Origin of the sequence: Bradyrhizobium centrolobii (genome assembly GCF_001641635.1) — a bacterium.
GTDB lineage: Bacteria > Pseudomonadota > Alphaproteobacteria > Rhizobiales > Xanthobacteraceae > Bradyrhizobium > Bradyrhizobium centrolobii.
The window spans coordinates 14,070-39,697 of sequence record NZ_LUUB01000033.1; the positions used below are offsets into that span (position 1 = coordinate 14,070).

Below are 25,628 nucleotides of genomic sequence, written 5' to 3' on the forward strand. Positions count from 1 at the left end.
TCACACCCCCGTCGATGCGAGATGGACGGCGTTTTCGATACGCTGGTACGTGCCGCAGCGGCAGATGTTGCCCGCCATCGCTTCACGTATCTGGTCCCGTGACGGCTTTGGATTTTGGATCAGCAGCGCAGCCGCTTGCATGATCTGACCGGCCTGGCAATAGCCGCATTGCGGGACGTTGAGGTCGCGCCATGCCTTCTGAACCGGATGATCGCCCGTCGGATGGAGCCCTTCGATCGTCGTGACCTCCCGGCCGACCACGTCGGAAACCGAGGTGATACACGCGCGTACGGCCTCCTTTTCGACAAGGACGGTGCAAGCGCCGCAGAGGGCCTGGCCGCAGCCAAACTTGGTGCCCGTCAATCCTACCTCATCACGGAGAAACCAAAGCAGCGGAAGATCCGGGTCGCCATCCCAGCTTTGCTCCTGGCCATTAATCTTCAGCTTGATCATGATCGTTCCTCGCTCTTCTTAAGCTTCTGATGCCTAGTTCGATGCAAGCTGGAACATGCTTCCATTCGCCTGCATCAACCGCTCCGCCTGCATCAACCGCTTCGACTTCCCGCGCGAGAGTCAGGAAGGCTGACAGACCTTATTGCACGACCTGTTCGGCAGTCTGTTTTTTGCGCACGCCTCCTGCTTCAATTCAGTTCTTGGTTGTTGTGCAGGCGGATCTTCACGCGAAGGCCGTGATGTTATCAGATATTGAGACCTCACAGACAGTTGTTTTTTGCAGTTTTCGTTCGTCGAAAGCGACGCCGCGCGAACCCTCATCGCGATTCCCCGAGGACGAGTTCTGCGTGTTCACGCATCCGGACATGTGTGCCGAGGTAAAGGAGCGGTTCACGCCATCGTGGCGGCGATGGACGGAGCGGATCCCTAGAACTGATGCCCCGCATGGACGAGCCGTTTGCAGCGTTGGATGCCCAGACCAAGCTCGAGATGCAGGAGGAACTGGTCGCGATCTGGCAGAAGCGCCGCTGCACGATCGTCTTCGTCACCCACAGCGTCGACGAGGCGCTGGTGCTCGGCAACAAGATCGTCGTAATGACGAGGAGACCGGGCCGGATTCGCGAGGCCGTCAATTTCGACCTGCCGCGCCGGGACATCACCAGCCCCGAGTTCAACGACGCAAAGCGCCACATCCTGGCTCTGATCCGGGAGGAATCGACGCGCCTTGCGCAGGCGTCGTAGAGTACGGCCATGCGCAAGCGTCTCGGCATGATCACGCCGTCGTCCAATTCAGTGCTCGAGCCCGTCACCAGCGCCATGCTGGCCGGCGTTGACGGCGTCACCGCGCATTTCTCGCGCTTCCGCGTCACCGAGATCGCGCTCGATGCCGCGGCGCTGAACCAGTTCGACGCCTCCGTGATACTGCCGGCGGCGGATCTGCTGGCCGATGCAAAAATCGATGCCATCGCCCGGAACGGCACCTCGGCAAGCTGGCTCGGCATCGGCCGCGACAGAAGCCTTTGCGAAGCCATCACGACGGGCACGGGCGTGCCCGCGACGACGTCGACGCTGGCCTGCATTGATGCCGCCCGCGCGCTCGGCGCCAAACGCGTCGGTCTCGTTTCGCCCTATACGGACGACGTGCAGTGGCGGATCGGCGACGTTTGGGCCGAGGAGGGTATCGCTCCGCACGCAGAGCGGCATCTCGGCCTGCGTGACAACTTTTCCTTCGGCGAGGTCGCGCCTGCGACGATCGCCGAGATGATCCGCGCGGTGGCAGCTGAGGGTGCCGATGCCGTCGTCATCCTCTGCACCAATCTCGATGGTGCCGCGCTTGCGGCCACGCTCGAACGGGAGTTGGATATCGCCGTGCTCGACTCAGTCGCTGTCACGGCGAACCCTCAGCCTTGCCGGCGGCGACATCACGGCTCTTGCGGAGTGGGGCCGGATTTTCCAGACGGTGCCAGTCATCAATTGATGGAGACCCCCGTGGCGCAGCTCGATCTCGCCATTCGTGGCGGCACCATCGTGACGGCGAGCGACGAGTTCCATCGGCGTTCGCGACGGCCGCATCGCCGACAGCATCGAGGGCGCGGCGCGCGAGATCGACGCGACAGGCCTGCTCGCGCTGCCGGGCGGGATCGACAGCCACGTCCACATCTCGCAGCCGTCCGGTCCCGACGTGGTCATGGCTGATGACTTCGCTTCGGCGACGCGCGCGGCTGCCGCCGGCGGCAACACCATGGTGCTTCCCTTTGCGCTCCAGGAGAAGGGCACGTCGCTGCGCGCCCGCGTCGAGAGCTACCGCAAGCTCGCCGAAGGCGAATGCTACATCGACACCGCGTTCCACCTCATCATCTCTGATCCGACCGCGGTCGTACTCGCGGCAGGAGCTGCCGGCCCTCGTCAAGGACGGCTACACCTCGTTCAAGGTGTTCATGACCTATGACGACCTTGTGCTCAGCGACAAGCAGCTGCTCGAGGTGTTCGACGTGGCCCGCCGCGAGGAGGCGCTGGTCATGGTTCACTGCGAGGGCTACGACGCCATTCGCTTCCTCACCACCAAGTTGGAGCGCGAAGGCCACATCGCGCCCTATTATCACGGCGTGTCGCGGCCCCAGGCCGTCGAACGCGAGGCGACGCATCGCGCCATCAGCCATGCCGAAATCGTCGGCGTTCCCATTATGATCGTCCACGTCTCCGGGCGCGAGGCGATGGAGCAGGTGCGCTGGGCCCAGCAGCGCGGATTGCCGGTGCGTGCGGAGACCTGTCCGCAATACATCACGCTTACGGCCGACGACATGAAGGGCCTGAACATGGATATCAGCGGCGCCAAATATGTCTGCTCACCGCCGCCGCGCGATGCGGAGAGCCAGCAGGCGATCTGGGAGGGGATCACGACCGGCGTGTTCCAGATATTCTCGTCCGACCATTGCCCGTTCCGCTACGACGATCCCAAGGGCAAGCTCACTCCGAATTCCCGCACCTCGTTCCGTTGGGTGCCGAACGGTATTTCCGGCGTTGAGACGCGTCTGCCGATTTTCTTCTCTGAAGGCGTCTCGAAGGGGAGGATCACGCTGCAAAAATTCGTGGAGCTAACCTCGACCAACCATGCGCGCATCTACGGTCTCTACCCGCGCAAGGGCTCGATCGGTATCGGGTTCAACGCCGACATCGTCCTTTGGAATCCCAAGCTGAAGAAGCAGATCAGGCAGGCCGATCTGCATCACGGCTCCGACTACACGCCATGGGAGGGGTTTGACGTCACCGGTTGGCCCGTTACGACCATCGCACGCGGTCGCGTGGTCTATGAGCAAGGCAAAATCGTCGGCGCCAAGGGGCCGGGCGAAGTGCTTAGCCGCGGCAAGTCGAGCCTCGTCTGATCCGGCCAGCAAGTTTAGCCGAATCGCGGTGCATCTAGGCCTCAAAGAACGGATTCGCCGGCCGAGCAAGACCAAGATGATCGCGCGGCGTCGTTCCTTCATAGTCGGCGCGGAACAGCCCGCGCTCCTGTAAGATGGGCACCACGAGCTGGACGAAATCCTCGAACCCTTCGTGGAAATATGGCGGCATGATGTTGAAGCCGTCGGCGGCATATTCGTCGAACCATAGCTGTAGCGTGTCGGCGATACGTTCGGCCGAGCCGCACAGCACCCAGTGGCCGCGCGCGGCGGCAGTGAGATTGTAGAGGTCGCGCAGCGTCATGTTCTCGCGGCGCCCCTTGGCGAGCATGACGCCGGCGAAGCTGTGATAGCTGTCGGACGGCGCGATGTCCGGAATCGGCCCGTCGAGATCGTAGGCCGTCATGTCCCGCCCGAAGCGGTCGGAGAGAACGGCGAGCGCGTTGCCGCCGCTGACAAAACTCTGGAGCACGTTGAGCTTTTCGAATGCCTCCTTGTCGGTGCGACCGACGACGGGCATGACGCCCGGCAGCACGGTGACATCGTCTGCCTTGCGTCCGAACGCCGGCAGGCGCTTCTTGAGAGCGGCGTAGCCGGCCTTGGCTTCGTCGATGTCCTGCACCACCGAGAACACGATATCCGCCGTGCGCGCGGCGAGCATCTGCCCCGCTTCGGATCCGCCGGCCTGCAGCACCACCGGATGGCCTTGCGGGCTGCGGCCAATGTTGAGCGGGCCTTTCACCTTGAAGAAGGCGCCGTCATGCTCGATCGAGCGCAGCCTGGCCGGGTCGATGTAGAGGCCGCTGGTGCGGTCGGCGACGATGGCGTCGTCGGCCCAGCCATCCCACAGGCCTTTGACCACATCGAGGAATTCGCCCGCCATCTCGTAGCGGCGGGCGTGATCGGGATGGGTGGTACCGAAATTCGCGGCCGTTGTCGGATTGGCCGTTGTCACGGCATTCCACGCCGCGCGGCCCTTGGAGATGTGATCGAGGGAAGCGAAGACGCGCGCGACCGAGAACGGATCGCTGTAGGTGGTAGAGACAGTGGCGCCGAGCCCGATATGGCTGGTCGAGGTCGCGAGCGCGGCCAGCATCGTCAGCGGCTCGAGCCGCAGCGTATAGGAGGGATGGGCGGTCGCGTCGGCATAGAGATTGTCGCCCATGAAGATCAGGTCGAACTTGCCGCGCTCGGCGGTGCGGCCGATCTCTTGGATCGCGGCAAAATCCTGGAAGCTGTCCACCGCGCGGGGGTAGCGCCAGCCTGCAACGTGGCTGCCGGTCCCCAGGATGAACAGGCCGAGATGCATCTGTCGTTTCATGGCGTCAGGTCCAGAACAGGATCCTGCGTTCGAGAAGGCCGATAAGGCCGAAGAAGGCGAGGCTCGCGGCGGACGCCACGAAGATCGCCGACCAGGCCTGGACGAAGTCGATCTGGAGCACGGCTTGGTAGATCATCCAGCCGAGCCCGCCATGCGCGCCGAGCATTTCGGTGACGATCGCGACGATGACGCTGCGCGCCGTGGAGACGCGCATTCCGGTGTCCCGTGCCGTAACTGATGATGAGATGGCGCAAGCGGCGAGGTATTTTTCCTTCTTGAAGCCGAAAAAAGCGCATTAAAGTCATTGAGACTGACACCGTCCCAAAAACCTATGTGGAGGGGTTGATTTTCGCCGTTTCGAAAGAAGGCGGTCGGGAGCCAATTGGCGGACGTATCATCGAAGTGCCGGATGATCTCGAACTGTTCGAATCATATGACAGCCGCGATCAGAGCTTCGAGGAAGGCCGAGGCTGAGGTCCTTCCCGTCTTCTTGACCAGTTGCACGAAGGCGAACTTGCTGGTGCGATCGATTGCGACGTAGAGGTAGAGTTTGCCTTCAGCGGTCTGGAGCCCAGCGATGTCGATGTGGAAATAGCCGATCGGATAGGCCTTGAACTTCTTCTTCGAAGGCTTGCCGCCTTCCACCTCCGGCAATCGGCTGATGCCGTGGCGCTGGAGGCAGCGATGCAGGGATGACCGCGTCAGATGCGGGATGGTTGGCTGCAGCGCATAGAGGCAATCGTCGAGTGGCAGCAGCGTCTGTCGCCGGAAAGCGACGATGATCGCCTCCTCCTCGATGGAAAGGACTGTCGACTTGGCTTCCTTGGGGCCTGTCGAACGATCGGCGACAGTCTCGCGCTGCTTCCACTTCGCGACAGTCTTCTGGTTGATCCCGTAGCGCTTGGCGAGTGCTCTCAGGCTCTCTTGACTATTTTGTGCTGCTCGACGGACCGCCTCCGTCGTGGTGGCGCAGCCGTGCAAACCTGTCCCATAGCGCATCCTTCGAATCGCGCGACAAGAATGCACCATCAAAGCTTGGGACTAAACACCTAGACCTATAGGACGATGGACGCCGCCAATAACAGTAAGTCCGAGTTTGGTGGTCGGCCTTGCGGAGGGCTTTGCCGAAAATAAGCATGCTTTCCGGCGAATTTTTCCTTCCCCCGGTGGGTTGGCACTAACGTCCCTACGGCTGCCGTTTACTCTGTGTTTGCCCTTTCTTCACCTGTCCGCGAGACCCAATCGCCTCATCACCCGCATGACTGTGACTTGGTTCCACACAACGCCGCCTCGTGGCGTTGGAATGTTGCGCTCGGTTAACTCCTGCGCAACATCGCGATATGGCTTGTCCCACATCGCTTCCAAGATAGGCTGTAGATCGGCGTCACGAGCCGCAGCAGCGACCTTGTTCGCATCCGCCTGTTCTGATTGCCGAGCCGCACACCGCGTTCCTTGGCCGCCGGAAGCGCAACGCGGGTGCGTTCAGAGATCAGGGCGCGCTCTTTTTCGGCAAGGGCGGCATAAATGTGCAGCATGAACGGATCGACGTTGCGCCCCAAGGCGGTAACGATGAACGGGACACGCTTGGTCATCAGGCCCGAAATGAAATGAACATCGCGGCTCAGCCGGTCCAACTTCGCGACAACGATGGGTGCCTTGATCTGCTTGGCCTTCTTTAGCGCTGCGGCGAGCTGTGGGCGCTTGTCGAGCGCATCGGCACCTTTTCCGGTCTCCACCTCAACAAACTCAGCAGCGATCTTTAGAGCCTCGGTAGCGGCGAATTGGGCGACAGCCTTGCGCTGCGCTTCCATTGCCGAGCCCCGAGCGGCCCTGCTTGTCGGTTGAAACACGATAGTAGGCAATGATGGGGGCCGACATCGGTCATCCTGTTACATACGAACGAGCGTGAATATGCAAACAATGGCGAATGTGATCTAAATCACCAGCGCTCGGAGGCCGGCGTGGTATCATTCCATGAATGCCATTGACACCAACTGACTCGATCGGCGCCTGGCGCGCGCCAGAGCGTTACAGCGGTCGGCAGCTACTAATACCGGTTCGTCCGGAGTGGCGCCTGACCAATCCTTGTCCAGCTACTGCGAGGAAGAGATGTAAAGACGATTCAAAATGCGATCATAGGAGGGTTGAGAAATGTCTGTCTCGCTGCGATCTTCGAATTTCCCAGACAGATTCATTCGCCATCAAAACTTTCTGGGCGAACTTACCCCAGTCGTGAGCGACTTGGACAAAGCAGATGCTACGTTCTCGTCAATTAACGACTTCAGACCCGAAACGGTTGCCCAGATTCGACCCAGTAATTTCTCGACGATGTGCCTGCGGCACCAGGACTTTCGCATCAAACTTCACGAATTTAATCCTCCCATCTTTGGCCCAAACTCACGTCCCGAGACTTCCGCAGAGAAGCTACTGCGTGAGGATTGCACCTTCACAGTACGCCGAGGTCTTGCTGATCCGGCTGGTGTGTCGTTTGAATCGGTTAATTTTCCTGGCCGCTTCATCCGCCATCGAGACTTTCACCTTTTTCTGGAGCCTGCAGATAGCGATTTGGCCCGCCGAGATGCCACGTTCATAGTAGTCTCGCCCTTCATTCCTGATCTGCCAGGACCTCATTGACACGAAACTCGATGCTGTATTCGCATTATTGACGATGCTCCGTTTGGGAGCATAACGCGAACTCCGCATTTGACCGCGCTGAGGGAGGGGTGTGCCCTTAGCGCGCGGAGCGGAGGGATTGTGCAGCTCCGGCGTCCGCCAAGAGCGTTCCCGTGGGTAGGGCGCGCCACCCCTCGCCCTCCCACTTTCGAGTAGCAGTGTCGGAGATCTTTAGTCATAGCTAACGACTTGGATCGGTTTTGCCGATAAGGGACCCATGCCGAGGACATGCTCCTCAGACCGTGAGGTCCCATCGGTGTTCGAAGCCGTGCCGGCGCGCTGGTCCGGTTGACTCTCCAAGGTGGCGGACAGCGGCGGGCTCGATCCGCAGCGCCGGGGCGCGGGATGACCGGGGTCCTGCTCACGATGCGGAGCCGAACTCAACGTTGCCGATGGCAACGCACAGGATGTAAACTGCGTGAGACAGGCGAGGTGCAATCATGAGGCCAAAAGTGCTTCTGAGTGCGGTCCTCTTGATCGTCGCGGCGGGCGTCTTTTTCGAAGCGGGTTACTTCTATTCACTCCGCTTTCGGTCGGATGCGAACGGCCAGCCGACTGTGGTCTTCATGACATCGCATAGGATCCCCGAGAAGCTTCCTCCCCCGGAGCCTGGAGCTGAAGGTGGCGGAATTACGCCGCAACCGAATCAGCCTCCACCAGATCAGCCTCCAGCAGATCAGCCTCCAGCAGATCAGCCACCACCAACACCACCACCCGTTGTAGACACACCTTCGACGGGACCGCTCGGGGGGCCGACCGACAGTGGGATTGCAGACAGAGGTGGAGGAGGACGAGGAGGAGTTGGTGGTGGAGGAGGTGGTGGTGGCAATGAGGGCACATTCGGCCCCAATGAATCCTGCGTGCGGGATCTGGGATGCATGTAGACACTCCCAGCGCAACGAATGGGACGAAGCGTTGTGACAAGCTGCGGCACTGGCAGCTGCCCTGCATGCCCCCCTCACATCCCGGTCTCAAACATGGTCGTCAAATTCTGGTGCGCATATAGCGAGTTCCCCAAGACGACCGGATCATGCTTTTATGCGGTTACCCGGTTTGGTGGTGTTCATCTCGGACCGTGGTGCTTCGAAGGCACTCCACGACCGCCGTGGCCCGGCCCTCCGCGGCCGCTTGCCCCCCTATAACGGCCTCCGATGACGCATGAAGTCGTTGCTCCCTGTCCGCTTCTGTAATCGGCCGGTTGGGGAAAGGGCTTTACGGCAATCCACCCAGGAGGTGCCATCTGCTTTCAAGGCAGCGCCGGTACGCTTGTCCGGTTCGTCATTCATGCTGGTTGCCCCTGCTGGCTCGAACGCGCGACTCCGACGATCGGGCCATCGTGCTCTATTCCGCGGAGCTAAGGGGCCAGAGCGTAGCGCCTGCCCGACGTCTGCTTTCGCGGGGCGAAGCGGAATCGTTGTCCTCAATTGGAGACTTACCGATTTTGGACCCTTAGCGGAAGTCGATCCCAACTCAATCGGGAGCCTCCCGAAGAGGCGGCCCCACGACTTGCATGTGGTGCTTTGCCATCAGCTTCTGGTTCGTGTCGGCATCGACGCCTTGCCGCTCCGCGAACATCTTTTCGAAACCACCGGGCGTCACACCGAACAGCAATACACCGGGCTCCGTCCCGATGTTCTGAAACGTGTGCGGAGTAACGCGAGGAATGAAGACAAAGGCCCCGGCGGGCGCGCTCACAATACGTTCGCCCAGTTTGAAGTTGAACTGGCCGCTCACAACGTAACAAAGCTCAGCTTCCATTCCGTGCAGGTGCGTAGGAGGGCCGCTCTTGGGTGCGATGGTTTGACGAAAGATGCCGCGCACACCCCCAGTTTCATCAGCCGTCGCCAACAGTTCGGTGAAATCTCCCTCGCGGCCTTGCTGTCTGTTGTAGCGGGATGCTTCGCCGGGCAGGACGATGAATGCCCCCTCAGGAAGCGCACCGACGGTTTCACCCATCCTGCGATACTCGCCGTTCTCGGCATAATGATCTAGACTTTAGTCCCCGGCTGGCGAGCATGGAATGCCCGAGCTGCGGAAGCGCCAATCGTGATGATGGCCGATTCTGCGGGCACTGCGGGGTGCCGCTGGGCCGGCGTTGTCGTGCCTGCGGCCGCGAGAATCCAGCTGACAACAGATTTCTGTAGGGATTGTGGTGCCTCTCTGACCGACGGCGCCATTTCAGAGCGGTCTTCCACGGGGGCGATGACGGGCAGCCTGATGCCTGCGGGTGCAGAGCGGCGGCAGCTCACGGTCATGTTCTGCGACCTCGTCGGCTCAACGGCGCTTGCATCACGACTCGATCCGGAAGACCTGCGCGAGGTGCTCGGCGAGTACCACAAGGATGTTGCGAGGGCGGTTGGGCGCTTCGATGGCTTCGTCGCCAAGTATATGGGCGATGGGGTAGTGACCTACTTCGGCTACCCGCAAGCGCATGAGGACGACGCCGAGCGGGCGGTTCGCGCCGGCTTCAAGATTGTTGCAATCCCGCGTTTGGTTCCGGCTGCGCCCGGCGGGACTCTAAGAGTGCGCGTCGGCATCGCCACAGGCCTCGTCGTTGTGGGCGATCTGGTTGGTGCCGGCGAATCTTACGAGCGCGGTGTCGTGGGCGAGACACCGAACCTCGCGGCGCGGCTGCAAGCCTTGGCGGAACCGGGCGATGTGATAATCGACGCGAGGACGCACAGGTTGACGGGTGGAGGCTTCGACTACGAGCAACTCGGCGAGCTGGAGCTAAAGGGCTTCGCCGCACCGGTGGCCGCGTGGCGCGTGCGAGGTGAAGCCGTAGTCGATAGCCGGTTTGAGGCGCTGCATCCCGCCGCCACCCTGACCCCGCTTGTCGGACGTGAGCAGGAGATCGAGCTGATACTCCGGCGCTGGGAACAGGCCAGGAAAGGGGAAGGACAGGTCGTGCTGCTCATCGGCGAACCGGGTATTGGAAAGTCGCGCCTGAGCGTTGCGTTTCAAGAGCGGTTGATCGATGGGGCGTGCGTCCGATTGCGCTACTTCTGTTCGCCACATCACCAGGACAGTGCGCTCTACCCGACAATCATGCAGCTGGAAAGAGCTGCCGGGTTTGAGCGGGACGACACGCCCGAGATCAAGTTCCACAAGCTGGAAGCGCTGCTGACACGGACATCATCGCCAAGCGCGGAGATGACTCTGCTGGCCGAATTTCTGCAGATCCCCGCCGGCGATCTATATACGCCAAGTGAACTCGATCCGCAGCGAAAGAAGGAGGAGACATTCGAGGCGCTGCTTCGGCAGCTCACAGCCATCGCCCGGCACCCGTCTTGATGATCTACGAGGACGTGCACTGGATCGACCCCAGCTCGCGCGAGTTGCTGGATCGAGCAGTCGATCGCGTGAGGGGGCTACCAATGCTGCCTACTGATCACCTTCCGGCCTGAATTTCAGCAGCTATGGGCGGGACAGTCGCACGTAACGATGCTTGCCCTCAGCCGTCTGGCCCAGCACCAGGGCGCAATCCTCGTGCGGCGGGTCGCAGGCGACAAGGCTTTGCCCGCCTATACCGTGAAAGAGATCGTCGATCGCACAGATGGCGTGCCGCTCTTTGTCGAGGAGCTGACTAAAGCTGTATTGGAGGACTATGGGGGTCGCCACGGCCCTAAGAGCAAATCCATTTCAGCGCTTGCTCTGCCCGCGACACTACAGGCGTCCCTCATGGCGCGGCTCGATCGGCTTGGACTTGGTGCCAAGCAAGTGGCGCAGACCGGAGCCGCCATAGGCCGTAAATTTTCTTATGAGTTGCTCAGTGCCATTGCCGGTGGGACCGAGCGGGAGCTGCAGCACGAATTGGCTCGGCTCGTGACTTCTGAACTCGTGTTCCAACGCGGGATGCCGCCGGAGTCCGTTTACACCTTCAAGCACGCTCTGGTGCAGGATGTCGCCTACAGCACGCTTCTGCACGGCGATCGGCAACAGCTGCATGCGCGCATTGCTGAAGCCGTGGAGGGATGCTTTCCCGAGCGGGTTGCGCGGGAGCCGGAAATTCTGGCGTTCCATTTCATGGAAGCTCGCCAGATCGAGCGTGCTATCGGCTATTGGCTGAAAGCCGGCGAGCGCGCCGCTCAGCGCTCGGCCAATCTCGAGGCCATCCGGCATCTGACTCGGGGGTTGGAAGCACTACGAACGCTTCCGGAAAGCCCCGAGTGGGACCGACGGAACTCGCATATCAAATCGCGATCGGCACGCCTCTGATTGCCGTGCACGGCTACTCCGCGCCGCAAACCGGCGCCGCGTATAGTCGGGCACGTGTTCTCTGCGAGCGTCTCGGCGAGGCGGAGCCTCGTCGCAACCCTCAGCGGCGAGTTCGTCTACTACTTCGTGCGCGGCGATTATCCCATGATGCGACGATTGAGCGAAGAGGCCCGGCAGGTAGCGAACCGCCTGCCGGATCCGATAATTCGCCTAGCCAGCCACCGCTTGGCCGGGATTACAGCCATGCACTTCGGAGCGTTTCCTGAGGCACGGTCGGAATTCGAGGCGATCCTGCGCCTGTATGACGCGCGCCGGCATCGATCGCAGCCAGTGCATTATGTTCACGACCCGAAAGTCTCAGCTCTCACCTATCTTTCGTTGGTCCTCTGGGTCCTCGGTTTTCCCGAACAAGCGCGTCGTTCGAGCGCCGCGGCGTTCCAATGCGCCGCAGAGTTGGATCAAGCAAACCTGACTGCGCACGTCCACAATTTCGCTGGTGCTGGCTTGGACGAACTGCTCGGTGATGTCCCGGGCGTGCAAGCGCATGCAGAGGGGATCGTTGAGCTCGCTGATGGCACAGCCTGGGCTATTGGCACGTGAATGGTCTGATCCTTCGCGGCTGGGCCATGGTACGACAGGGTGCCACAGAGGCAGGCATTGCACTCATGTGCCAGAACGCAGCTGAACGCACCGCACTCGGCGTTAGTTGGTATCAAGCCCGGTATCTCTGCATGCTCGCTACAGCCTATGCGCAGGCAGGTCAGGCCGAACGAGGGTTGCGCGTCGTTGCCGAGGCGAAGGACCTCGTCGCGAGAAGTGAGGAACACATGTGGGAGGGGGAACTCGCCCGCATCGAGGGAGAGCTTATGCGGGTGCACGGCGCATCGGCCCCTGAGATCGAAGCCTGCTTTGCGCGGGCTATAGCAATAACCCGTGCGCAGGGCGCCAAGTCGCTCGAGCTTCGCGCAGTTCTGAACATCGCGCACCTGTGGTGCGATCAAGGGCGGCGCAATGACGCCCGCGCGTTGCTCACTTCAACCTTTAGCTGGTTCACTGAGGGCTTCGAAACTGCCGACCTAAGAGCCGCAAAGGCATTGCTCGACGAACTGACGTAAATCGGCCAGCATATCGCCTCTTGTGCAGGGTCAACTCGGACATCAGCCGTCAGGCACCCCGGCTAGGCGCAGGCCCTCAATGAGGCGTTCGCGTCCGGCACGGTACGTCGGATTGTCGCTGTTTGCACAGGTAGCGTCACGGTAGCGCCGTATGGTGAAACGTGGATCGAGCGCAAGTCCCGCATTCACCGCAGCTCGCGCTTCGTCCAGCTTTGCGAGCCGCGCGAGTGCGGCCGCGACATCGAAATGCGTTACGGAATAATTCCGGTTTGCGTCGAGGCCCCGATGCATCCAGATGGCTGCTTCGTCATCGGCACCGAGCTGCGCCTTGGCAAGGCCGACCCATACCCTCCATCGATGAGCCAAGGTATCGCGAGGAGAAAGCCGGAATGCCTCGTTGGTGTAAAATTCGGTTTCTGCGCCTCGACCAAGAAAAAACTTGGCTAGGCCGATAGCAGCATGAGCGCGGGCCAAATTGCGATCCAGCGTCAATGCCTGCTCGCATTTAGCGATGCCCTGAACTGCGCGTTTCGTAAATATTTGCACTAAGCCGAAAACCAAGTGGGCCAGCGCGTGGTTCGGCGCGAGGGATAGCGCCTTGGTTATGGGTCGGCCAACACGGGCAGCGTCAGGAGGTTCGCCATGAGTGTCGCGCGCGTTGGTCTCGATCTCGCCGTATCTATCCTTCAAGTGCACGGCGTCAACTCTGCCAGCCAAGGCGCCCCTCAGCCGACGCCTGGCCCGCAGCGAGCTGCCCAGAGTTTTTGTTTCACGCTGCCCGCGATCCTCGAAACGTTCTTTCCGCACGTCCCGTGCGAATGAAGTTGCGAAGCACTTCGCAGAATTCGTCCGTGGCCGAGAACATAGGGTTGTGCCCCTTGCCGTCAAACATATAGAGCTGCGCTCCAGAAATGCGGGAGGCGATGAATTCGCTTGCGGCGCAGGTGACGAGCTGGTCTTCTCGGCCGTGGGCGACGAGCGTGGGGACGGCGATCGATTCGAGCAGCGGCGCAATGTCCATGCCCGGATCCGGATCGAAGAAGCTGAGGATCGTCTCGATTGGCAACCTGCAGACGCGCTCGCAGGCCATCCGCCGCAGCTCATCGGTATCTGGCTCGCTGAAGACGTACCGAGTGTGCAAACGAACCAATTCCTCAACAGCGCCACCCCGGCGATAAGCGTCCTCACGAAGGGCCATGTAGTCCGGGTTAAGGACCGGTCGCCCGTCCGCTCCGATCAACGGCGTGCCCACCGTCATGATCTTTCCAACGAGCTCCCGGTGCTTATGCGCGAGCTGGATGAGCAGGTTGGAGCCGCGCGATACGCCGACGCCGACGATCGGGGCGGCAGCGGCCTCTTGGATGATCGCCCGAAGGTCCTCCATGTGTTGGAGGATCGAGTAAGGACGCACCAGAGGGTCAGATCGTCCAGCACCCCGGCAGTCGACCGTGATGACACGGAATTCCTGGCAAAGCTGCTCTAGAATCGGCTCAAACGTCGCCAGCCCGTATACAACCGGATTAATGAATACGATGGCCGGCTCGCCGCTGCCATGCTCGTAGAAGACGAGCCGTGCGCCGTCCCGCACCGCGTAGCTTGCGCGGTGAATGCAGTTGCGCGCGCGGTCGCGGTCGGCGTCAGTCTCGCCGAGCGCCACGGCGCGCTCGTAGTAGGTGTTCGCTCGATCCAGGTCGTCATCAACACCGGCCAGGTCGCCCAGCATTAGGAGGCATTCGCGCTCGATGCGCCGGGTGGGCGGTGCCGCATCGCGCTGGGGACCGGCCCTGAGCCGCAGGCACGTCTCAAGCTGGGAGACCGCCTCTGTGACGGCGTGCCGTGCCTTGGCCAGCCGACCCGCGGCCAGAAGATAAGTTGCCGCCTGGTCGGGCAAGCCGGCTTCGATGAGATGATGAGCGACGATTTCGGGCTGAGCCATCGCGATCTCTGGCCGCAAGCGCTCGATCGCTTGCGCAATGCGCGCATGCAGCTGCTGACGGGACGATTTGAGCAAGGTAGCGTAGGCGGCATCGCGGACGAGCGCGTGCTTGAAGCTGTACACATGATGCGGCGGCGTCCCACGTCGTTGGATAAGTCCCGCCCAGCACAGCTGAACAAGCGCCGCCGCCAGCTGCGGCTCGGGGCATCCGGCGACCGTCCTGACGACGTCCTCATCGAACTCCCGACCGATACAGGCGGCGATCTGCGCTACGTCGCGTGCCGGAGCTAAGCGATCGAGACGCACCATCAGCGAATCCTGCAGCGTCGCCGGAATAGCCAGCGGCGGAAGTGGGCCGGCGAGCTCGAGATCGCCGTGGCCAGCCGTTGTTTTCCAGATCGCCGACTCGATGACCGCTTTCGTCAGTTCCTCGACGAACAGCGGCACGCCCTCCGTGCGAGAGAGAATGGCTTCGATGACGATTGGCGGCAGCGACCGTTCACCTGCCGCCATCTGGATGAGCGATCGGGATGCTGGCCGCCCGAGACGATTGAGGCTAAGTAATGTGACGTGCGGGAAATTCGTCCATGGCGTCGGCACGTCCGGCCGCAACGTTGCGACGAGAAGGATCGGCAGAACCCGGATCCTGTCTACCACTCGTTCGAACCACTCCGCCGACGTCGGGTCAAGCCAATGCGCGTCCTCCAGGACCACGAGCATCGGCAGCCGGCGCGCAAGCCGCTCCATCTGTGCCAAGAGAATGCCAAAGAGCCGCGCCTTCTTCTCCTGCGGCGTACCTCCTGGCGCCGCGGAGCCTCCCTCGAGCGGCAGCCCGATCAACTCGGCGAGCAGCGGCGCCGCGTCCTCCCCAAACTCGCCAGCTTGGCCGAGAAGCCGCTCCAGCTTCTCGAGCTTCAATAAGGGCGCGTCCTCACGGAGATGCCCTGCCGCCCGCTGGAGCTGGGCGACCACCGGCCAGAGCGTGCTGTTCACATGATGGGGCGAACAGTAATACCCAATCCGGAACCGAGGTTCGTTTCGGAGACGCTCACGTAGTGCGAGGACAATCCGGGACTTGCCGATGCCAGCTTCGCCGGACAGCAGCACGACTTGACCCTCGCCACTTTTGGCCAACTCCCAGCGATCGAGGAGGAGAGCGAGTTCGTGTTCCCGGCCGATCAGGGCGCCAACATCGGCGCGTCGCAGGGCCTCGAACCGACCCTCGGCTGCCGTTTCGCCAAGAACGCGGAACGCCGGTATTGGGGCTTCGAACCCGCGGATATGTTGCGGGCCCAGATCGGTGATTGTGAACCAGCTTCCAAGAAGATGCCGCGTGCTCTCGGAGATCACCACGGCACCGGGTTCCGCGAGCTGCTCCAAACGCGCTGCCAGGTTGGGTGTCACACCGACTACGTCCTCTTCCTTGGTTGCTCCTTCCACGATGAAGTCGCCAACCACGACCAGCCCGGTCGCGATCCCGACGCGCGCTGAAAGAGCGCCGCCTGGTTGCTCTAGCCGCTCTACGGCTGCCACAATCGCAAGTCCGGCGCGCACGGCACGTTCGGCCGCGTCCTCATGTGCCTGTGGCCAGCCGAAATAGACCAGCACGCCGTCGCCCATGAATCTCGCGATGTATCCCTCGAAGCGGGCCACCGACGCTGCAACCGTCTGGTGGTAGGTCGCAAGAATCTCCCTCATGTCCTCCGGATCCAGACGCACCGAGAGAGCAGTAGACCCGACGAGGTCAGCGAACATCACCGTCAGATGGCGGCGCTCGGCGCGTCCCGTCTTCATCGCAGCCGGTGAAGCGCTGACTTCCGGTAGCGGCGGCGCGCGATCGCCGCTTACGTCTCTGTCAGTCTTCGGGGATAAGGTGGCGATCGCCGAGAGGAGCTTCTTGCGGTGCCCCAGTGATGTGACGCCGAGCTCACGCAAATCGTCTGCGGTCAAGCTGGGCAGCGTCTCCGGGTCTACGTCGTTGTCGCGAAATGCGCGCTCGTACTGGTCCAACCCAAGGCGGCGTAGCCAATCCGCTATGTCCATATCGACCTCCCGCAGGAGAGGGTCGGGTCCTTAGTCGCAGCGGCAGTCTACCGCAGCCTGCAGCACCACACCATCCCCCCTCCCCGCGCTTGTCGGTAACCGCCGCTTCGCGGGGAGGGAGGAATTTGCTGCTCTTCATCGCCAGATGCGACCGCTCCGCGATGCACCGGGCTCGCCGCGCGTGTGTCCTACATCTGGTTCTTGCTCAACTGGTCGGCCAGGTAGTCGGCTTGCCGGATCGCGAGCGCCACGATAGTCAGCGTCGGGTTCTCGGCTCCGCCGGTCGTGAACTGGCTGCCGTCCGAGATGAACAAATTGGCGACATCGTGGGTCTGGCCGTACTTGTTGCAGACGCCGTCTTGCGCCTTCTCGCTCTGGCGGCAGGTGCCCATGTTGTGAGTGCTGGGGAATGGCGGCAGCTCGAATACCCGCGTGGCGCCGAGCGATTCGTAGACCGCCGTTCCGGCCTTGTAGGCATGGTTGCGCATGGCGACGTCGTTGGCGTGGTCTTTGAAGTGCACCACCGGTACCGGCATCCCGTGCTTGTCCTTTTCGGTGGGATGCAGAGCAACGCCATTGCCCGCCTGCGGCAGATCCTCGCCGACGAGCCACATGCCGGCGAAATGATCGTACATCTCGATGACCTTTGCGTATTCGAGACCCCAAGCGCCCGCAACAGTGTTGGACGCTACGCCGGCGAGCCCGAAGCCAGGCAAGGTCTCCATCTCGTATCCGCCGGCGAAGCCGCGCGAGGGATCATGCCGCGACTCGTCCTTGATGATCCCCGCCATTTGGGTGCCGCGGTCGAAATTCACCCGCCCGGGCATGATGGCATAGACCGTGCCCGTCATGTGCCGCATGTAGTTGCGTCCGACCTGGCCCGAGGAGTTGGCGAGCCCGTTCGGGAACTTCGACGACTGCGAATTGAGCAGGAGCCTTGGGGTCTCGACCGAATTGCCGGCAACGCAGACGACGCGCGCCTTCTGCTCTTGCAGGGCTCCGGCCTTGTCGGCGTACATGACGCCCGTGACTTTGCCGCTGTTGTCGTGGTTGATCTTGACTACCATGCTGTCGGGGCGGATCTCGAAACGGCCCGTACTCTCCGCCTCCGGTATCTCGGTGTAGAGCGTCGACCATTTGGCGCCGATGGCGCAGCCGGACATGCAAAAGCCGATCTGATGACAGGCCGGCCGACCGTCACGCGGCTGCGAATTGATCGCCATGTTTCCGGTGTGGACCTGCTTGTATCCCACCCGCTTAGCGCCGGCCGCCATCACCTTGAAATTGTTGTTCCCGGGCAGGCGCGGGATCTCGCTCGTGCCGGTGACGCCGAGCTTGTCCTCGGCTCGTGCATAGAAAGGCTCGAGCTCCTGCAGCGTGATCGGCCAGTCGAGAAGATTGGCGCCGGGCATATTGCCGTACACGGTGCGCGCGCGGAACTCGTGCTCCTGGAAGCGCAGCGAGGCGCCCGCCCAATGCACGGTCGTTCCCCCCACGGTCTTGCAGACCCAGAGCGGCAATGTCGCGTTCAGATCGCCCGTGCCGATGCGCTTGTCGAGCCAGCTCAGGCGGTTGAACATGGCGCCGTTGTCGTTGATGATGTCGGTGAGGCCGAGCCGCGGCCCCGCCTCTAGACACACCACATTGATGCCGCGCTGGACGAGCTCGTTGGACAGCGTCCCGCCGCCCGCGCCGGAGCCGACCACCACAACAACCGAGTCATCGTTCAGATCAAACGTCTTGGCCATTGATCCATCCTCCGGTCACGCGTTGGGGAGCCAGCCGATGTCGTCGAAGCCGCGGTCGATGTAGCCGCCGTGCTCGACCGACGATCCTTCGAAACCGAAGAAGCGGTAGACCAACGGATTGGTGTAGAGGTTGTTGATGGTTGCCGTGCGCACGGTGGAGAAGAACTCGCCGGCCTCCTCTGTCTTGAGCACCGCGTTGCGGGCGCCGTTGCTGAGCTGGACCCACGCAATGCCGCGCGCACCATCGAGCCGCGCGACACCGTCCGTGAGAAGCTTGCGCAGCGCCGCGTCGCTCGTCGCCTGCTTGTCGACGGCCTCGACCACGGTGGCGTAGTACTGATCGCCCAACCGGTCGTGCGGAAACAACTGACGCGCCATGACGAGCAGCGTCTGCGCGGTGTGCGAGTCCACGGCAGTGGTGGACAACGCCCAGGCATAGTCCGGGGCGAGGATCATGGAGCCACCCGTCGCCAGTCCCACGGCGACGAAACTGGTGCTGCACAGGAAATCCCTGCGGCTAAGCGCATGTGCCTTCATCGGATTCCTCCCTCATAAGGCCCGCTCGCTGAGCCGTATCAACGTTGCGATGATTGGGCCGTCCGAACACTTTAAGCCTGCCCTTGAATAATTTGAAGCAAACCGGTTCTGCGAACCAACTGGACCGCGCCCATAAGGCAGCAGTCCTGACATGGCTGCACGTGGCGAGACGGCACCTCGCACTCAAATCGCATAGGACCACGGCCCGAAGCATCAGCGTCGGGGTTCAACCTGATGCCTCCGTGAAAACATCGAAAGGAGAACGCGCATGAACCGCCGACCAATCCTGGAAGCCGTGGCTCTTGGCGGAGTTGGCGCCGCGTTGGCTACGACATTGCCTTCCGCTGTCGCCGAGCATCGAACAAGCCGGCGAGCACCGGACAGCGGCCGTTCTTCGTGACGGCCAAAGGTGGCCTGTTCGTTCAGGATGCCGAGCATCGGGCGGCCGTCGATCAGCAGGTTGCGACCGACCAAACCAGTCAGCAGTACGGTCGACTCAACAAGGCGATCGAATGAAGCCTAATTGCTGCGGTGCGTGAGTCCGTTCATGGCCCATCAGCGAAGTGGTCGCACGCCTCGTTGAGGTCCGGACACGGGGGTAAAGCGGACTCTGCGATGCGCCGGGAGACCGGCAAGGAGTAGAGAGTGCAAGTCCTTTGCGGTGAAGGAGTAGGTGCAGCGAGGCTAGCTGCCATTCTAGCGGATGAGAGTCCCGCCAACAGAGGAGTCCAGTCGCTGTTGTAGTTATATCCAGCAGCAGGAAGGGCGACCAACCTGCTAGAAGCCTGGATGTAAAAGCCCCGCTGGCTGGGCAACCGGTCAGATCCGTGCAGGGGGCGAGCAAACTGGCAGACCGTAGCAAATGCGTGAACCAGGAAGCCACGAAAGTCATCGCCCGCGTGAAACGGATTGCGGGAGTCTTGGGAGTGCCGAGCCGGTCTACTCTCGGCGAAGGCCACGTCGACATCGCCGCGCTGGAACTGACGATGATCGAACTCCCCGGGGTCGGCGAGGACGGTATGCCAGGACAGAATGGATAGCAAAAGCCCGGAACCCCTCGCGGGTCGCCTCGGCGCTCCCGCACAGCGAAGGCATCGCGTATAAGCCGCCATGCGGTGAAAATGCGATGTGCCCACGAGTGGGGCGGATGGGGTCGAATAAGTAATGACGGCTCGAGACAGCATAACTCGGGCAAGAGCGAGGACCCCTGGGGTTGTGGTGATCCCACTTCATGGCGGTGCACGATCGAATCCGCGTCCCGGCTCAGTACGGGATAACCGTTGGATCACGAGGTGTACGAAGGGTGGATGCAAACTGGCCAACACGTCGCGAATGTCGGGAGCAGACTTAAGCGCGTGAAAGCCAGAAAGGCGCCATCTGAAAAGCCAGCCTTCCGTACGGAATGATAGGGGGGATCGAGGAAACGTCGGCATCATTCGAATCCCGCTCCGCGCCTCGATCCTACCCGACCGATCCACATCGGCCCCGAGTCATGCGCAGTTGCCCGCGAGGGTTTCGGCGAAGCGTTGACAGGGGGGGGCGCATAGGCCAGCCATCGAGCCGCGAAAGAGTCCTATTCCGGGTGCCGACGCCGTGCAAATAGCGGAAGGCAGCACGTCCAGGCGCGTTATCGCGAGCGCCAGGACGACCCGGCGTGGTCAGAGACTCTGGCATGTGCAGACGCTCCTTGCACGGGAACCGGGAGATCTCGCGATCGACCGCTCGGCAACAGCCGTCGGTCCGCATCGGGAAGGCGAGGGGCCGTAGCCGATGATGCACGGTCGCGAGAAGTCAGACTCTGCCATAGTAGCTGTGAAGCCGACGAACAAAGCGGTCCCGACCGCAGCGGAGCCGGTGGAGCCAAGGGCGCGGCGCGGCCAGAAGGACCGCTTCTCATGGCAACGAATGCAAAGGCTAGCCGCCGACTGGCTCCCCCAACCGCGTATCCTTCACCCGTATCCTGACAAGCGCTTCGCCGTCATGCACCCAAGGCAGGAGCCGTGTGCGGGAATTCCGCCTGCACGGATTTGGGCGGGGGGCGGTCAGCAATGACCATCCCTACCGCGCTTCACCTTGAGTTCTTCGCATTTTGACCCTAAGGCGAAATCGGCGGCTTGTGCGACGAAATTTGGCCGAACTCACAGACCGCTTCCCGTGTGCCATCTTGGGCTCCTACGATGCGAGACCTGAACTTCGGGAAGCTATGAATCACCCGAGTCCGTCACGCTTGTCGGTGTCGCAGCCGTGTCAGCGTTACTAATTCTTCCCAGCCAAGCGACTGCCCTTTGCGACGCGAACCGTACAGCCAGCCGCAGCCGCTCTGAGCCGGCGTCCCCAGCTATACATGTCGTGCCGCACCGCATCGGATCGGGCTGCGAAGATTGCGACCGCTACGCTCCATACCGACCGAACGATTTCTGAGATAGCGTGCTGCACCGCACTCTGCTCCTGCGGTCGCGAACAGGAACGGCTTGGGCGCTCGCATGGCGCTTTTGTTTCGAGCTTTGTTCTTGTCAAACGGGTTTCGTCAGATCAGAGTTCAAGACACCGGCGCGTTGGCGCCGGTTCTATTAATTCAAATGATATGGGGCGGAAACCATGGATAGATATTCTATTGCATGCGCCACGTTGTTCGGCCTGGGCTGCACGCTCGCAGCATCAAGTCATGCGCAAGAAGTCGTCAACCCCGATCAGTGGTCGCCTCCACGCGAGGCGAAGATTTCTCCAGTCACTCAGGATCAGCTCAACACGGCAGACAAGAACACAACGAACTTTCTGCTGACCAACGGCAACTACGCTCAGACGCGCTTTTACCCTGCAAAGCAGATCAACCGCGACAATGTGAAGAACCTGCACGTCGCCTGGATCTTCCAGACCCAGGTCAAGGAATCCCTGGAAACATCGCCCATTGTGGTGGATGGAGTGATGTATGTGACAACATCCTTCAGCCATGTCTACGCGATCGACGCCAAGACGGGCGAACAGCTCTGGCACTATAGTCACAAGATGGGGCCTGTAACGACTTACTGCTGCGGTCCCAACAATCGTGGCGTCCAGGTTCTCGGTGACAAGGTTTACCTGGCCACGCTGGACGCCAAGCTGCTGGCACTGAACGCAAAGACGGGCGACGTTGTCTGGAACACCGATATCGCCGATCCCGAACTCGGTTACAGCGAGACCATGGCTCCGACGGTTGTCAAGGACAAGGTTTTGATCGGCACCAACGGCGGCGAATATGGCATCCGCGGCTTCGTCAGGGCCTACGATGCGAAGACGGGCAAACTCGTCTGGAATTTCGACACCATCCCGGAGAATACCGTCGGCGTCTGGGCGACCAAGGACGCCACCGGACGCGACATGCATCGTGATATCCAGGCCGAAAAGGACCAGCTCGCCAAGATCGGCGACCCCTACAAGAGGCTGGGCGGCGGCGTCTGGCAGAATCCCGCCGTCGATCTCGCCACGAACCGCATCTACTTCGTGGTCGGCAACCCATCTCCCGACCTCGACGGCGCGCCGCGTCCCGGCGACAACCTCTATACCGACTCGCTGGTATCGCTCGACCTCGACACCGGGAAATTCGTCTGCCACTTCCAGTACATTGCCCACGATGTGTGGGATCTCGACGCCGCCAGCCCGCCGGTGCTGGTGGATGTGAAGGACAAGAGTGGCAAGACCATTCCGGGCGTGATCCATGCCGGCAAGACCGGTCACATCTATGTTCACGACCGGAAGGATTGCAGCCTGATCCGGTTCTCCGAGGCGATGGTGCCGCAAGAAAATATGTGGACCCTGCCGACAAAAGAGGGCGCGCGCATGCTTCCCGGCGCAAATGGCGGCGTTGAATGGTCGCCGATCGCCACCGACCCCGGACAGGATCTCGCCTATGCCATCAATCTGCACCAGCCCATGCACTACCGGGTCGAGAACTCGCCCTACCCGAATGGCAAGCTCTGGCTTGGTGGCGCTTTCACGGCCATTCCGGGTGAAAAACAGTCGGGCAATATCACCGCCGTCAACTACAACACTGGCAAGATCAAATGGCAGGTGAAGACCCCGGAGCCCATGATCGGCGGCATTCTCGCCACCGCGGGCGGCCTGGTCTTTGCTGGCGAAGGCAACGGCAAGTTCGCCGCCTACAACTCGTCCACCGGCAAGGAATTGTGGAGCTTCCGCGCTGGTGCGGGCGTCAATGCACCACCGTCCAGCTATATGGTGGGAGGCAAGCAATACATTGTGGTCGGCGCGGGCGGCAACACCCAGGTGAACTTCAGGCGTGGCAACAACATCATCGCCTTTACGCTCGATTGAAAGCACGGGTATCACGTCGTGATCACCAAAGCGGGGCCGATTGCGGCCCCCCTTCTGTCAGGCCACACTGAAGGGAATCGATGGTCAGGAATTTGATCTCGATGATCTCGCGCGGGATCATCTTCGGGGCATTATTGAGCGTAGCCCCCGCCCTTGCGCAAAGCATAGCCGAAAAGGTCGAGGTCTGCGCCGGCTGTCACGGCCAAGATGGCAAACCGAAAGACAAGACGATTCCCGTTATCTGGGGACAGCAAGCTGGCTACATTTACATCCAGCTGCGCGACTACAAACGCGGTGACCGCAAGAATGAGACTATGCAGCCGATCGTGTCGTCCTTCGAGAAGGACGACATGCGGGCGATCGCAGAGTATTTCGCGAAAAAGCCGTGGCCCAACCTGGGCCAGCCGCGGTCGCCAAAGCATGTTGCACAGCGGGCGCTCAGCGCCGAGCACTCGGTGGGCTGCACCGGCTGTCATCTCGAGCAATTTCAGGGGGATGGCACGACACCGCGGCTGGCTGGGCAGAGCCAGGAGTATCTCGCCAAGACAATCGCCGATTTCCGCACCCGCGCGCGTGGCAACAATCCCGGCATGACTGACCTGATGCGCGCGACATCTCCCGACGATCTTGCGGCGCTGGCCGAATATTTGGCCGGCCTTTAGTTAGGGCATGGTGAGATTAGTCTAACGACCGCGGGCGGCGGTCCCCGCTCCCGAAGGGAGGGATTGACCGAATTCGCGGACGGACTGGTTCAAGTAGAACTCATCCCGCTTTAGCCTGACAGCGCGGTTTGGTGCCCTCACGGCACCTTGAGCCGCTCCCGCAGCAACGACACGGTGGTGAGATCTGCGGCGCGGTTGCCGGCATTGTCCTTCAGCGAAGCATCAGCTCCGCGTGCAAGCAGCAAATTGACGATCTCGGCACGGCCACCCTCCGCGGCAATCATGAGAGCAGTCCGGCCGCGTGAGTCCCGGTCATCGATGTGAGCACCAACGTCCAGCAAATGGGCCACGACCTTGAGCGCGTCCGCTTCAGCGACCTTTTCATCCGCGCCCACAGCCCACATCAAGAGAGTGAGATCGTTCGCGTAGCGGGCATTGACCTCGATGTTTCGGGCGAGCAGCCGCTTCACAATGTCGAGCTTGGCCCGAGCCGCCGCATAGACGATTGGCGGCTTCCCCGTCTCGTCAGGCGCGCGCTCGTCGGCGCCATGCGCGAGCAGCATTTCAACGATGGCATCGCTGCCGGCATAGGCTGCTGCCGCAACTGGCGAGATGCCGCTGCGCCCGGTCAGCTTGAGATCAGCTCCCCGCTCGATAAGCCGTTGCGCAACTGCGACACGGCCTCGTTCGGCTGCAAAGTATAGCGCAGTCGCCCCGGCCAGATTGCGAGCATTGATCGGGGCGCCACGCGCGAGCAGCAGGTCGATCATCTCCAGGTGGCCATTCCGCGCCGCGTGGCTAAGGGGCCGTGCGCCGAACCGGTCGCGCGCGTCGACTGAGGCACCACCGTCCAGCAGTTCAGTGGCCAAGCTGGTACAATTTTCGTCCGCCGCCGAAAACAGAACGAGCGATACCTCGATGGCGCTTATTTGCGCTCTTTCGACTCGAAACCGGGCACCCAGCTCCTGGCATCGTTCGGAGTCGGCGGCGCGAGCAACCAACGCAGCGCTCAGTACAGCGATTACGCCCGAGCATAGAAACAGAACATGCCGGTACAAGATAGTCCCCTCCCTGCACAGCTTTTTTTATGCAAGATGACACAGCGGAATGATCATGCCAACCTGCCCGGCCCATTCAAGCCGCTCGCCCAGCGCCAGAATCATAACCGTATCAGGTGACAAGCGAAGCAACTTCCGCTGTTGATGCTGTGGACGGCTCCACCACCGGCACGAGAGTGCCAAGGAGTGGGCGCCGTTTGAGGCTCCCACGATTCGGAGGAGCAAGCTATGCCGTCAATTTCGACAATCGGTCTGGATATCGCGAAGTCGATCTTTCAAGTGCATGGTGTTGATGCAGCTGGCCACACGGTCATACGCCGCCAGTTGAGGCGCCAGCACGTCCTGGCATTTTTCCAGAAGCTGCCGCCATGTCTGGTGGGGATCGAGGCTTGCGCGTCATCGCACTACTGGTCCCGTGAGCTGGAGACATTGGGGCACGCGGTGCGGTTGATGCCTCCGGCCTACGTGAAGCCCTACGTCAAGCGACAGAAGAACGACACCACGGACGCGGAGGCGATTTGCGAGGCGGTCACGAGACCCAACATGCGGTTCTTGCCGACCAAGACGGTCGAGCAACAGAGCTGTCTGATGCTTCATCGAGCGCGCCATCTGTTCATCCGCCAGCAGACTGCCGTCATCAATTCAATCCGCGC

General features: G+C 61.7%; 20 protein-coding genes and 4 pseudogenes. 13 read left to right on the plus strand and 11 right to left on the minus strand.

Features of this window, described 5'->3' with window-relative positions; all coding sequences use genetic code 11:
* Positions 1-453 carry a (2Fe-2S)-binding protein gene (locus tag AYJ54_RS06815; RefSeq protein WP_063697681.1) on the minus strand — a complete coding sequence of 151 codons (453 nt, stop codon included), beginning with the start codon at positions 451-453 and terminating at the stop codon, positions 1-3.
* 444 nt (positions 454-897) lie between these two features.
* Between AYJ54_RS06815 and AYJ54_RS06820 the strand changes: the two are divergent.
* The 3 pseudogenes from AYJ54_RS06820 to hydA form a co-directional block, all read left to right on the plus strand.
* Positions 898-1,194 (plus strand): annotated as a pseudogene (locus AYJ54_RS06820) (ABC transporter ATP-binding protein); the annotation flags it as partial.
* A 9-nt stretch (positions 1,195-1,203) separates the two neighbouring features.
* A pseudogene (locus AYJ54_RS06825) lies at positions 1,204-1,930 on the plus strand (maleate cis-trans isomerase family protein).
* Positions 1,930-3,335, plus strand: a pseudogene (hydA, locus tag AYJ54_RS06830) (dihydropyrimidinase). Before AYJ54_RS06825 ends, hydA begins: the two co-directional pseudogenes overlap by 1 nt.
* Before the next feature lie 34 nt (positions 3,336-3,369).
* Here the strand turns inward: hydA and AYJ54_RS06835 are convergent.
* The 4 genes and pseudogenes from AYJ54_RS06835 to AYJ54_RS06850 form a co-directional block, all read right to left on the minus strand.
* Positions 3,370-4,674 carry an LLM class flavin-dependent oxidoreductase gene (locus tag AYJ54_RS06835; protein WP_063697683.1) on the minus strand — a complete coding sequence of 435 codons (1,305 nt, stop codon included), beginning with the start codon at positions 4,672-4,674 and terminating at the stop codon, positions 3,370-3,372.
* A 4-nt stretch (positions 4,675-4,678) separates the two neighbouring features.
* A complete protein-coding gene (locus tag AYJ54_RS06840) occupies positions 4,679-4,888 on the minus strand; it encodes a hypothetical protein (protein WP_063697685.1) in 210 nt (69 codons plus the stop codon).
* 221 nt (positions 4,889-5,109) lie between these two features.
* Positions 5,110-5,673 (minus strand): annotated as a pseudogene (locus AYJ54_RS06845) (transposase family protein); the annotation flags it as partial.
* Between the two features lie 317 nt (positions 5,674-5,990).
* Positions 5,991-6,485 carry a recombinase family protein gene (locus AYJ54_RS06850; protein WP_430641404.1) on the minus strand — a complete coding sequence of 165 codons (495 nt, stop codon included), beginning with the start codon at positions 6,483-6,485 and terminating at the stop codon, positions 5,991-5,993.
* Positions 6,486-6,825: 340 nt separating this feature from the next.
* Between AYJ54_RS06850 and AYJ54_RS46840 the strand changes: the two genes are divergently transcribed.
* Positions 6,826-7,308 carry an AbfB domain-containing protein gene (locus AYJ54_RS46840; RefSeq protein WP_082905515.1) on the plus strand — a complete coding sequence of 161 codons (483 nt, stop codon included), beginning with the start codon at positions 6,826-6,828 and terminating at the stop codon, positions 7,306-7,308.
* A 1,509-nt stretch (positions 7,309-8,817) separates the two neighbouring features.
* On the opposite strand, the gene AYJ54_RS06870 is transcribed toward AYJ54_RS46840, so the two are convergent.
* Complete coding sequence (locus tag AYJ54_RS06870) at positions 8,818-9,303, minus strand: cupin domain-containing protein (RefSeq protein WP_063697691.1); 486 nt, start codon at positions 9,301-9,303, stop codon at positions 8,818-8,820.
* On the opposite strand from AYJ54_RS06870, the gene AYJ54_RS53905 reads away from it, so the two are divergent.
* From AYJ54_RS53905 to AYJ54_RS06890, 5 genes are all read left to right on the plus strand, one after another.
* Complete coding sequence (locus AYJ54_RS53905) at positions 9,267-9,491, plus strand: zinc ribbon domain-containing protein (RefSeq protein ID WP_082905519.1); 225 nt, start codon at positions 9,267-9,269, stop codon at positions 9,489-9,491. The two genes, AYJ54_RS06870 and AYJ54_RS53905, sit on opposite strands and share 37 nt — an antisense overlap.
* Positions 9,397-10,641, plus strand: a complete 1,245-nt coding sequence (locus tag AYJ54_RS06875) for an adenylate/guanylate cyclase domain-containing protein (RefSeq protein ID WP_063697693.1) — start codon at positions 9,397-9,399, stop codon at positions 10,639-10,641. The genes AYJ54_RS53905 and AYJ54_RS06875 overlap by 95 nt, the downstream gene beginning before the upstream one ends.
* Positions 10,642-10,791: 150 nt before the next feature.
* On the plus strand, positions 10,792-11,565 hold the full coding sequence (locus AYJ54_RS06880) for an ATP-binding protein (protein ID WP_063697694.1): 774 nt from the start codon (positions 10,792-10,794) through the stop codon (positions 11,563-11,565).
* Between the two features lie 144 nt (positions 11,566-11,709).
* Positions 11,710-12,165, plus strand: a complete 456-nt coding sequence (locus AYJ54_RS06885) for a hypothetical protein (RefSeq protein WP_136623499.1) — start codon at positions 11,710-11,712, stop codon at positions 12,163-12,165.
* The gene (locus tag AYJ54_RS06890) at positions 12,162-12,680 is read left to right on the plus strand and encodes a hypothetical protein (RefSeq protein ID WP_063697698.1); all 519 of its coding nucleotides are present in this window, start codon (positions 12,162-12,164) and stop codon (positions 12,678-12,680) included. Before AYJ54_RS06885 ends, AYJ54_RS06890 begins: the two co-directional genes overlap by 4 nt.
* Before the next feature lie 42 nt (positions 12,681-12,722).
* On the opposite strand, the gene AYJ54_RS06895 is transcribed toward AYJ54_RS06890, so the two are convergent.
* The 4 genes from AYJ54_RS06895 to AYJ54_RS06910 all read right to left on the minus strand — a co-directional run bounded on the left by AYJ54_RS06895 (position 12,723) and on the right by AYJ54_RS06910 (position 18,944).
* Entirely contained in the window at positions 12,723-13,376 is a 654-nt protein-coding gene (locus AYJ54_RS06895) for a tetratricopeptide repeat protein (protein WP_136623500.1), read from the minus strand.
* A gap of 73 nt (positions 13,377-13,449) precedes the next feature.
* Positions 13,450-16,659 carry an alpha/beta fold hydrolase gene (locus AYJ54_RS06900; protein WP_063697702.1) on the minus strand — a complete coding sequence of 1,070 codons (3,210 nt, stop codon included), beginning with the start codon at positions 16,657-16,659 and terminating at the stop codon, positions 13,450-13,452.
* A 188-nt stretch (positions 16,660-16,847) separates the two neighbouring features.
* A complete protein-coding gene (locus AYJ54_RS06905) occupies positions 16,848-18,407 on the minus strand; it encodes a GMC family oxidoreductase (RefSeq protein ID WP_063697704.1) in 1,560 nt (519 codons plus the stop codon).
* 15 nt (positions 18,408-18,422) lie between these two features.
* Positions 18,423-18,944 (minus strand): hypothetical protein, encoded by a 522-nt coding sequence (locus AYJ54_RS06910; RefSeq protein ID WP_063697706.1) that lies wholly within the window; start codon positions 18,942-18,944, stop codon positions 18,423-18,425.
* 866 nt (positions 18,945-19,810) lie between these two features.
* Between AYJ54_RS06910 and AYJ54_RS50560 the strand changes: the two genes are divergently transcribed.
* The 3 genes from AYJ54_RS50560 (at position 19,811) to AYJ54_RS06925 (ending at position 23,917) form a co-directional block, all read left to right on the plus strand.
* A complete protein-coding gene (locus tag AYJ54_RS50560) occupies positions 19,811-19,984 on the plus strand; it encodes a hypothetical protein (RefSeq protein ID WP_161491814.1) in 174 nt (57 codons plus the stop codon).
* Between the two features lie 1,588 nt (positions 19,985-21,572).
* Positions 21,573-23,255 carry a pyrroloquinoline quinone-dependent dehydrogenase gene (locus AYJ54_RS06920; RefSeq protein WP_245328924.1) on the plus strand — a complete coding sequence of 561 codons (1,683 nt, stop codon included), beginning with the start codon at positions 21,573-21,575 and terminating at the stop codon, positions 23,253-23,255.
* An 80-nt stretch (positions 23,256-23,335) separates the two neighbouring features.
* Positions 23,336-23,917, plus strand: a complete 582-nt coding sequence (locus tag AYJ54_RS06925; protein WP_201724144.1) for a c-type cytochrome — start codon at positions 23,336-23,338, stop codon at positions 23,915-23,917.
* Between the two features lie 137 nt (positions 23,918-24,054).
* Here the strand turns inward: AYJ54_RS06925 and AYJ54_RS06930 are convergent, their stop codons facing one another.
* Positions 24,055-24,975: an ankyrin repeat domain-containing protein gene (locus AYJ54_RS06930; RefSeq protein WP_082905518.1), complete on the minus strand. Its 921-nt coding sequence runs from the start codon at positions 24,973-24,975 to the stop codon at positions 24,055-24,057.
* A 228-nt stretch (positions 24,976-25,203) separates the two neighbouring features.
* Here AYJ54_RS06930 and AYJ54_RS06935 point away from each other — a divergent pair.
* Positions 25,204-25,628 (plus strand): IS110 family RNA-guided transposase (locus AYJ54_RS06935; RefSeq protein ID WP_136623502.1); only part of this gene is annotated, 425 nt, incomplete at its 3' end.

Excerpts from the sequence above, each read along its gene's own strand:
- AYJ54_RS06815 (WP_063697681.1), bottom strand. The coding sequence starts at position 453 with ATGATCAAGCTGAAGATTAATGGCCAGGAGCAAAGCTGGGATGGCGAC.
- AYJ54_RS06835 (WP_063697683.1), bottom strand. The coding sequence starts at position 4,674 with ATGAAACGACAGATGCATCTCGGCCTGTTCATCCTGGGGACCGGCAGC.
- AYJ54_RS06840 (WP_063697685.1), bottom strand. The coding sequence starts at position 4,888 with ATGCGCGTCTCCACGGCGCGCAGCGTCATCGTCGCGATCGTCACCGAA.
- AYJ54_RS06850 (WP_430641404.1), bottom strand. The coding sequence starts at position 6,485 with ATGGAAGCGCAGCGCAAGGCTGTCGCCCAATTCGCCGCTACCGAGGCT.
- AYJ54_RS46840 (WP_082905515.1), top strand. The coding sequence starts at position 6,826 with ATGTCTGTCTCGCTGCGATCTTCGAATTTCCCAGACAGATTCATTCGC.
- AYJ54_RS53905 (WP_082905519.1), top strand. The coding sequence starts at position 9,267 with ATGCCCCCTCAGGAAGCGCACCGACGGTTTCACCCATCCTGCGATACT.
- AYJ54_RS06870 (WP_063697691.1), bottom strand. The coding sequence starts at position 9,303 with ATGGGTGAAACCGTCGGTGCGCTTCCTGAGGGGGCATTCATCGTCCTG.
- AYJ54_RS06875 (WP_063697693.1), top strand. The coding sequence starts at position 9,397 with ATGATGGCCGATTCTGCGGGCACTGCGGGGTGCCGCTGGGCCGGCGTT.
- AYJ54_RS06880 (WP_063697694.1), top strand. The coding sequence starts at position 10,792 with ATGCTTGCCCTCAGCCGTCTGGCCCAGCACCAGGGCGCAATCCTCGTG.
- AYJ54_RS06885 (WP_136623499.1), top strand. The coding sequence starts at position 11,710 with ATGATGCGACGATTGAGCGAAGAGGCCCGGCAGGTAGCGAACCGCCTG.
- AYJ54_RS06900 (WP_063697702.1), bottom strand. The coding sequence starts at position 16,659 with ATGGACATAGCGGATTGGCTACGCCGCCTTGGGTTGGACCAGTACGAG.
- AYJ54_RS06905 (WP_063697704.1), bottom strand. The coding sequence starts at position 18,407 with ATGGCCAAGACGTTTGATCTGAACGATGACTCGGTTGTTGTGGTGGTC.
- AYJ54_RS06910 (WP_063697706.1), bottom strand. The coding sequence starts at position 18,944 with ATGAAGGCACATGCGCTTAGCCGCAGGGATTTCCTGTGCAGCACCAGT.
- AYJ54_RS06925 (WP_201724144.1), top strand. The coding sequence starts at position 23,336 with ATGGTCAGGAATTTGATCTCGATGATCTCGCGCGGGATCATCTTCGGG.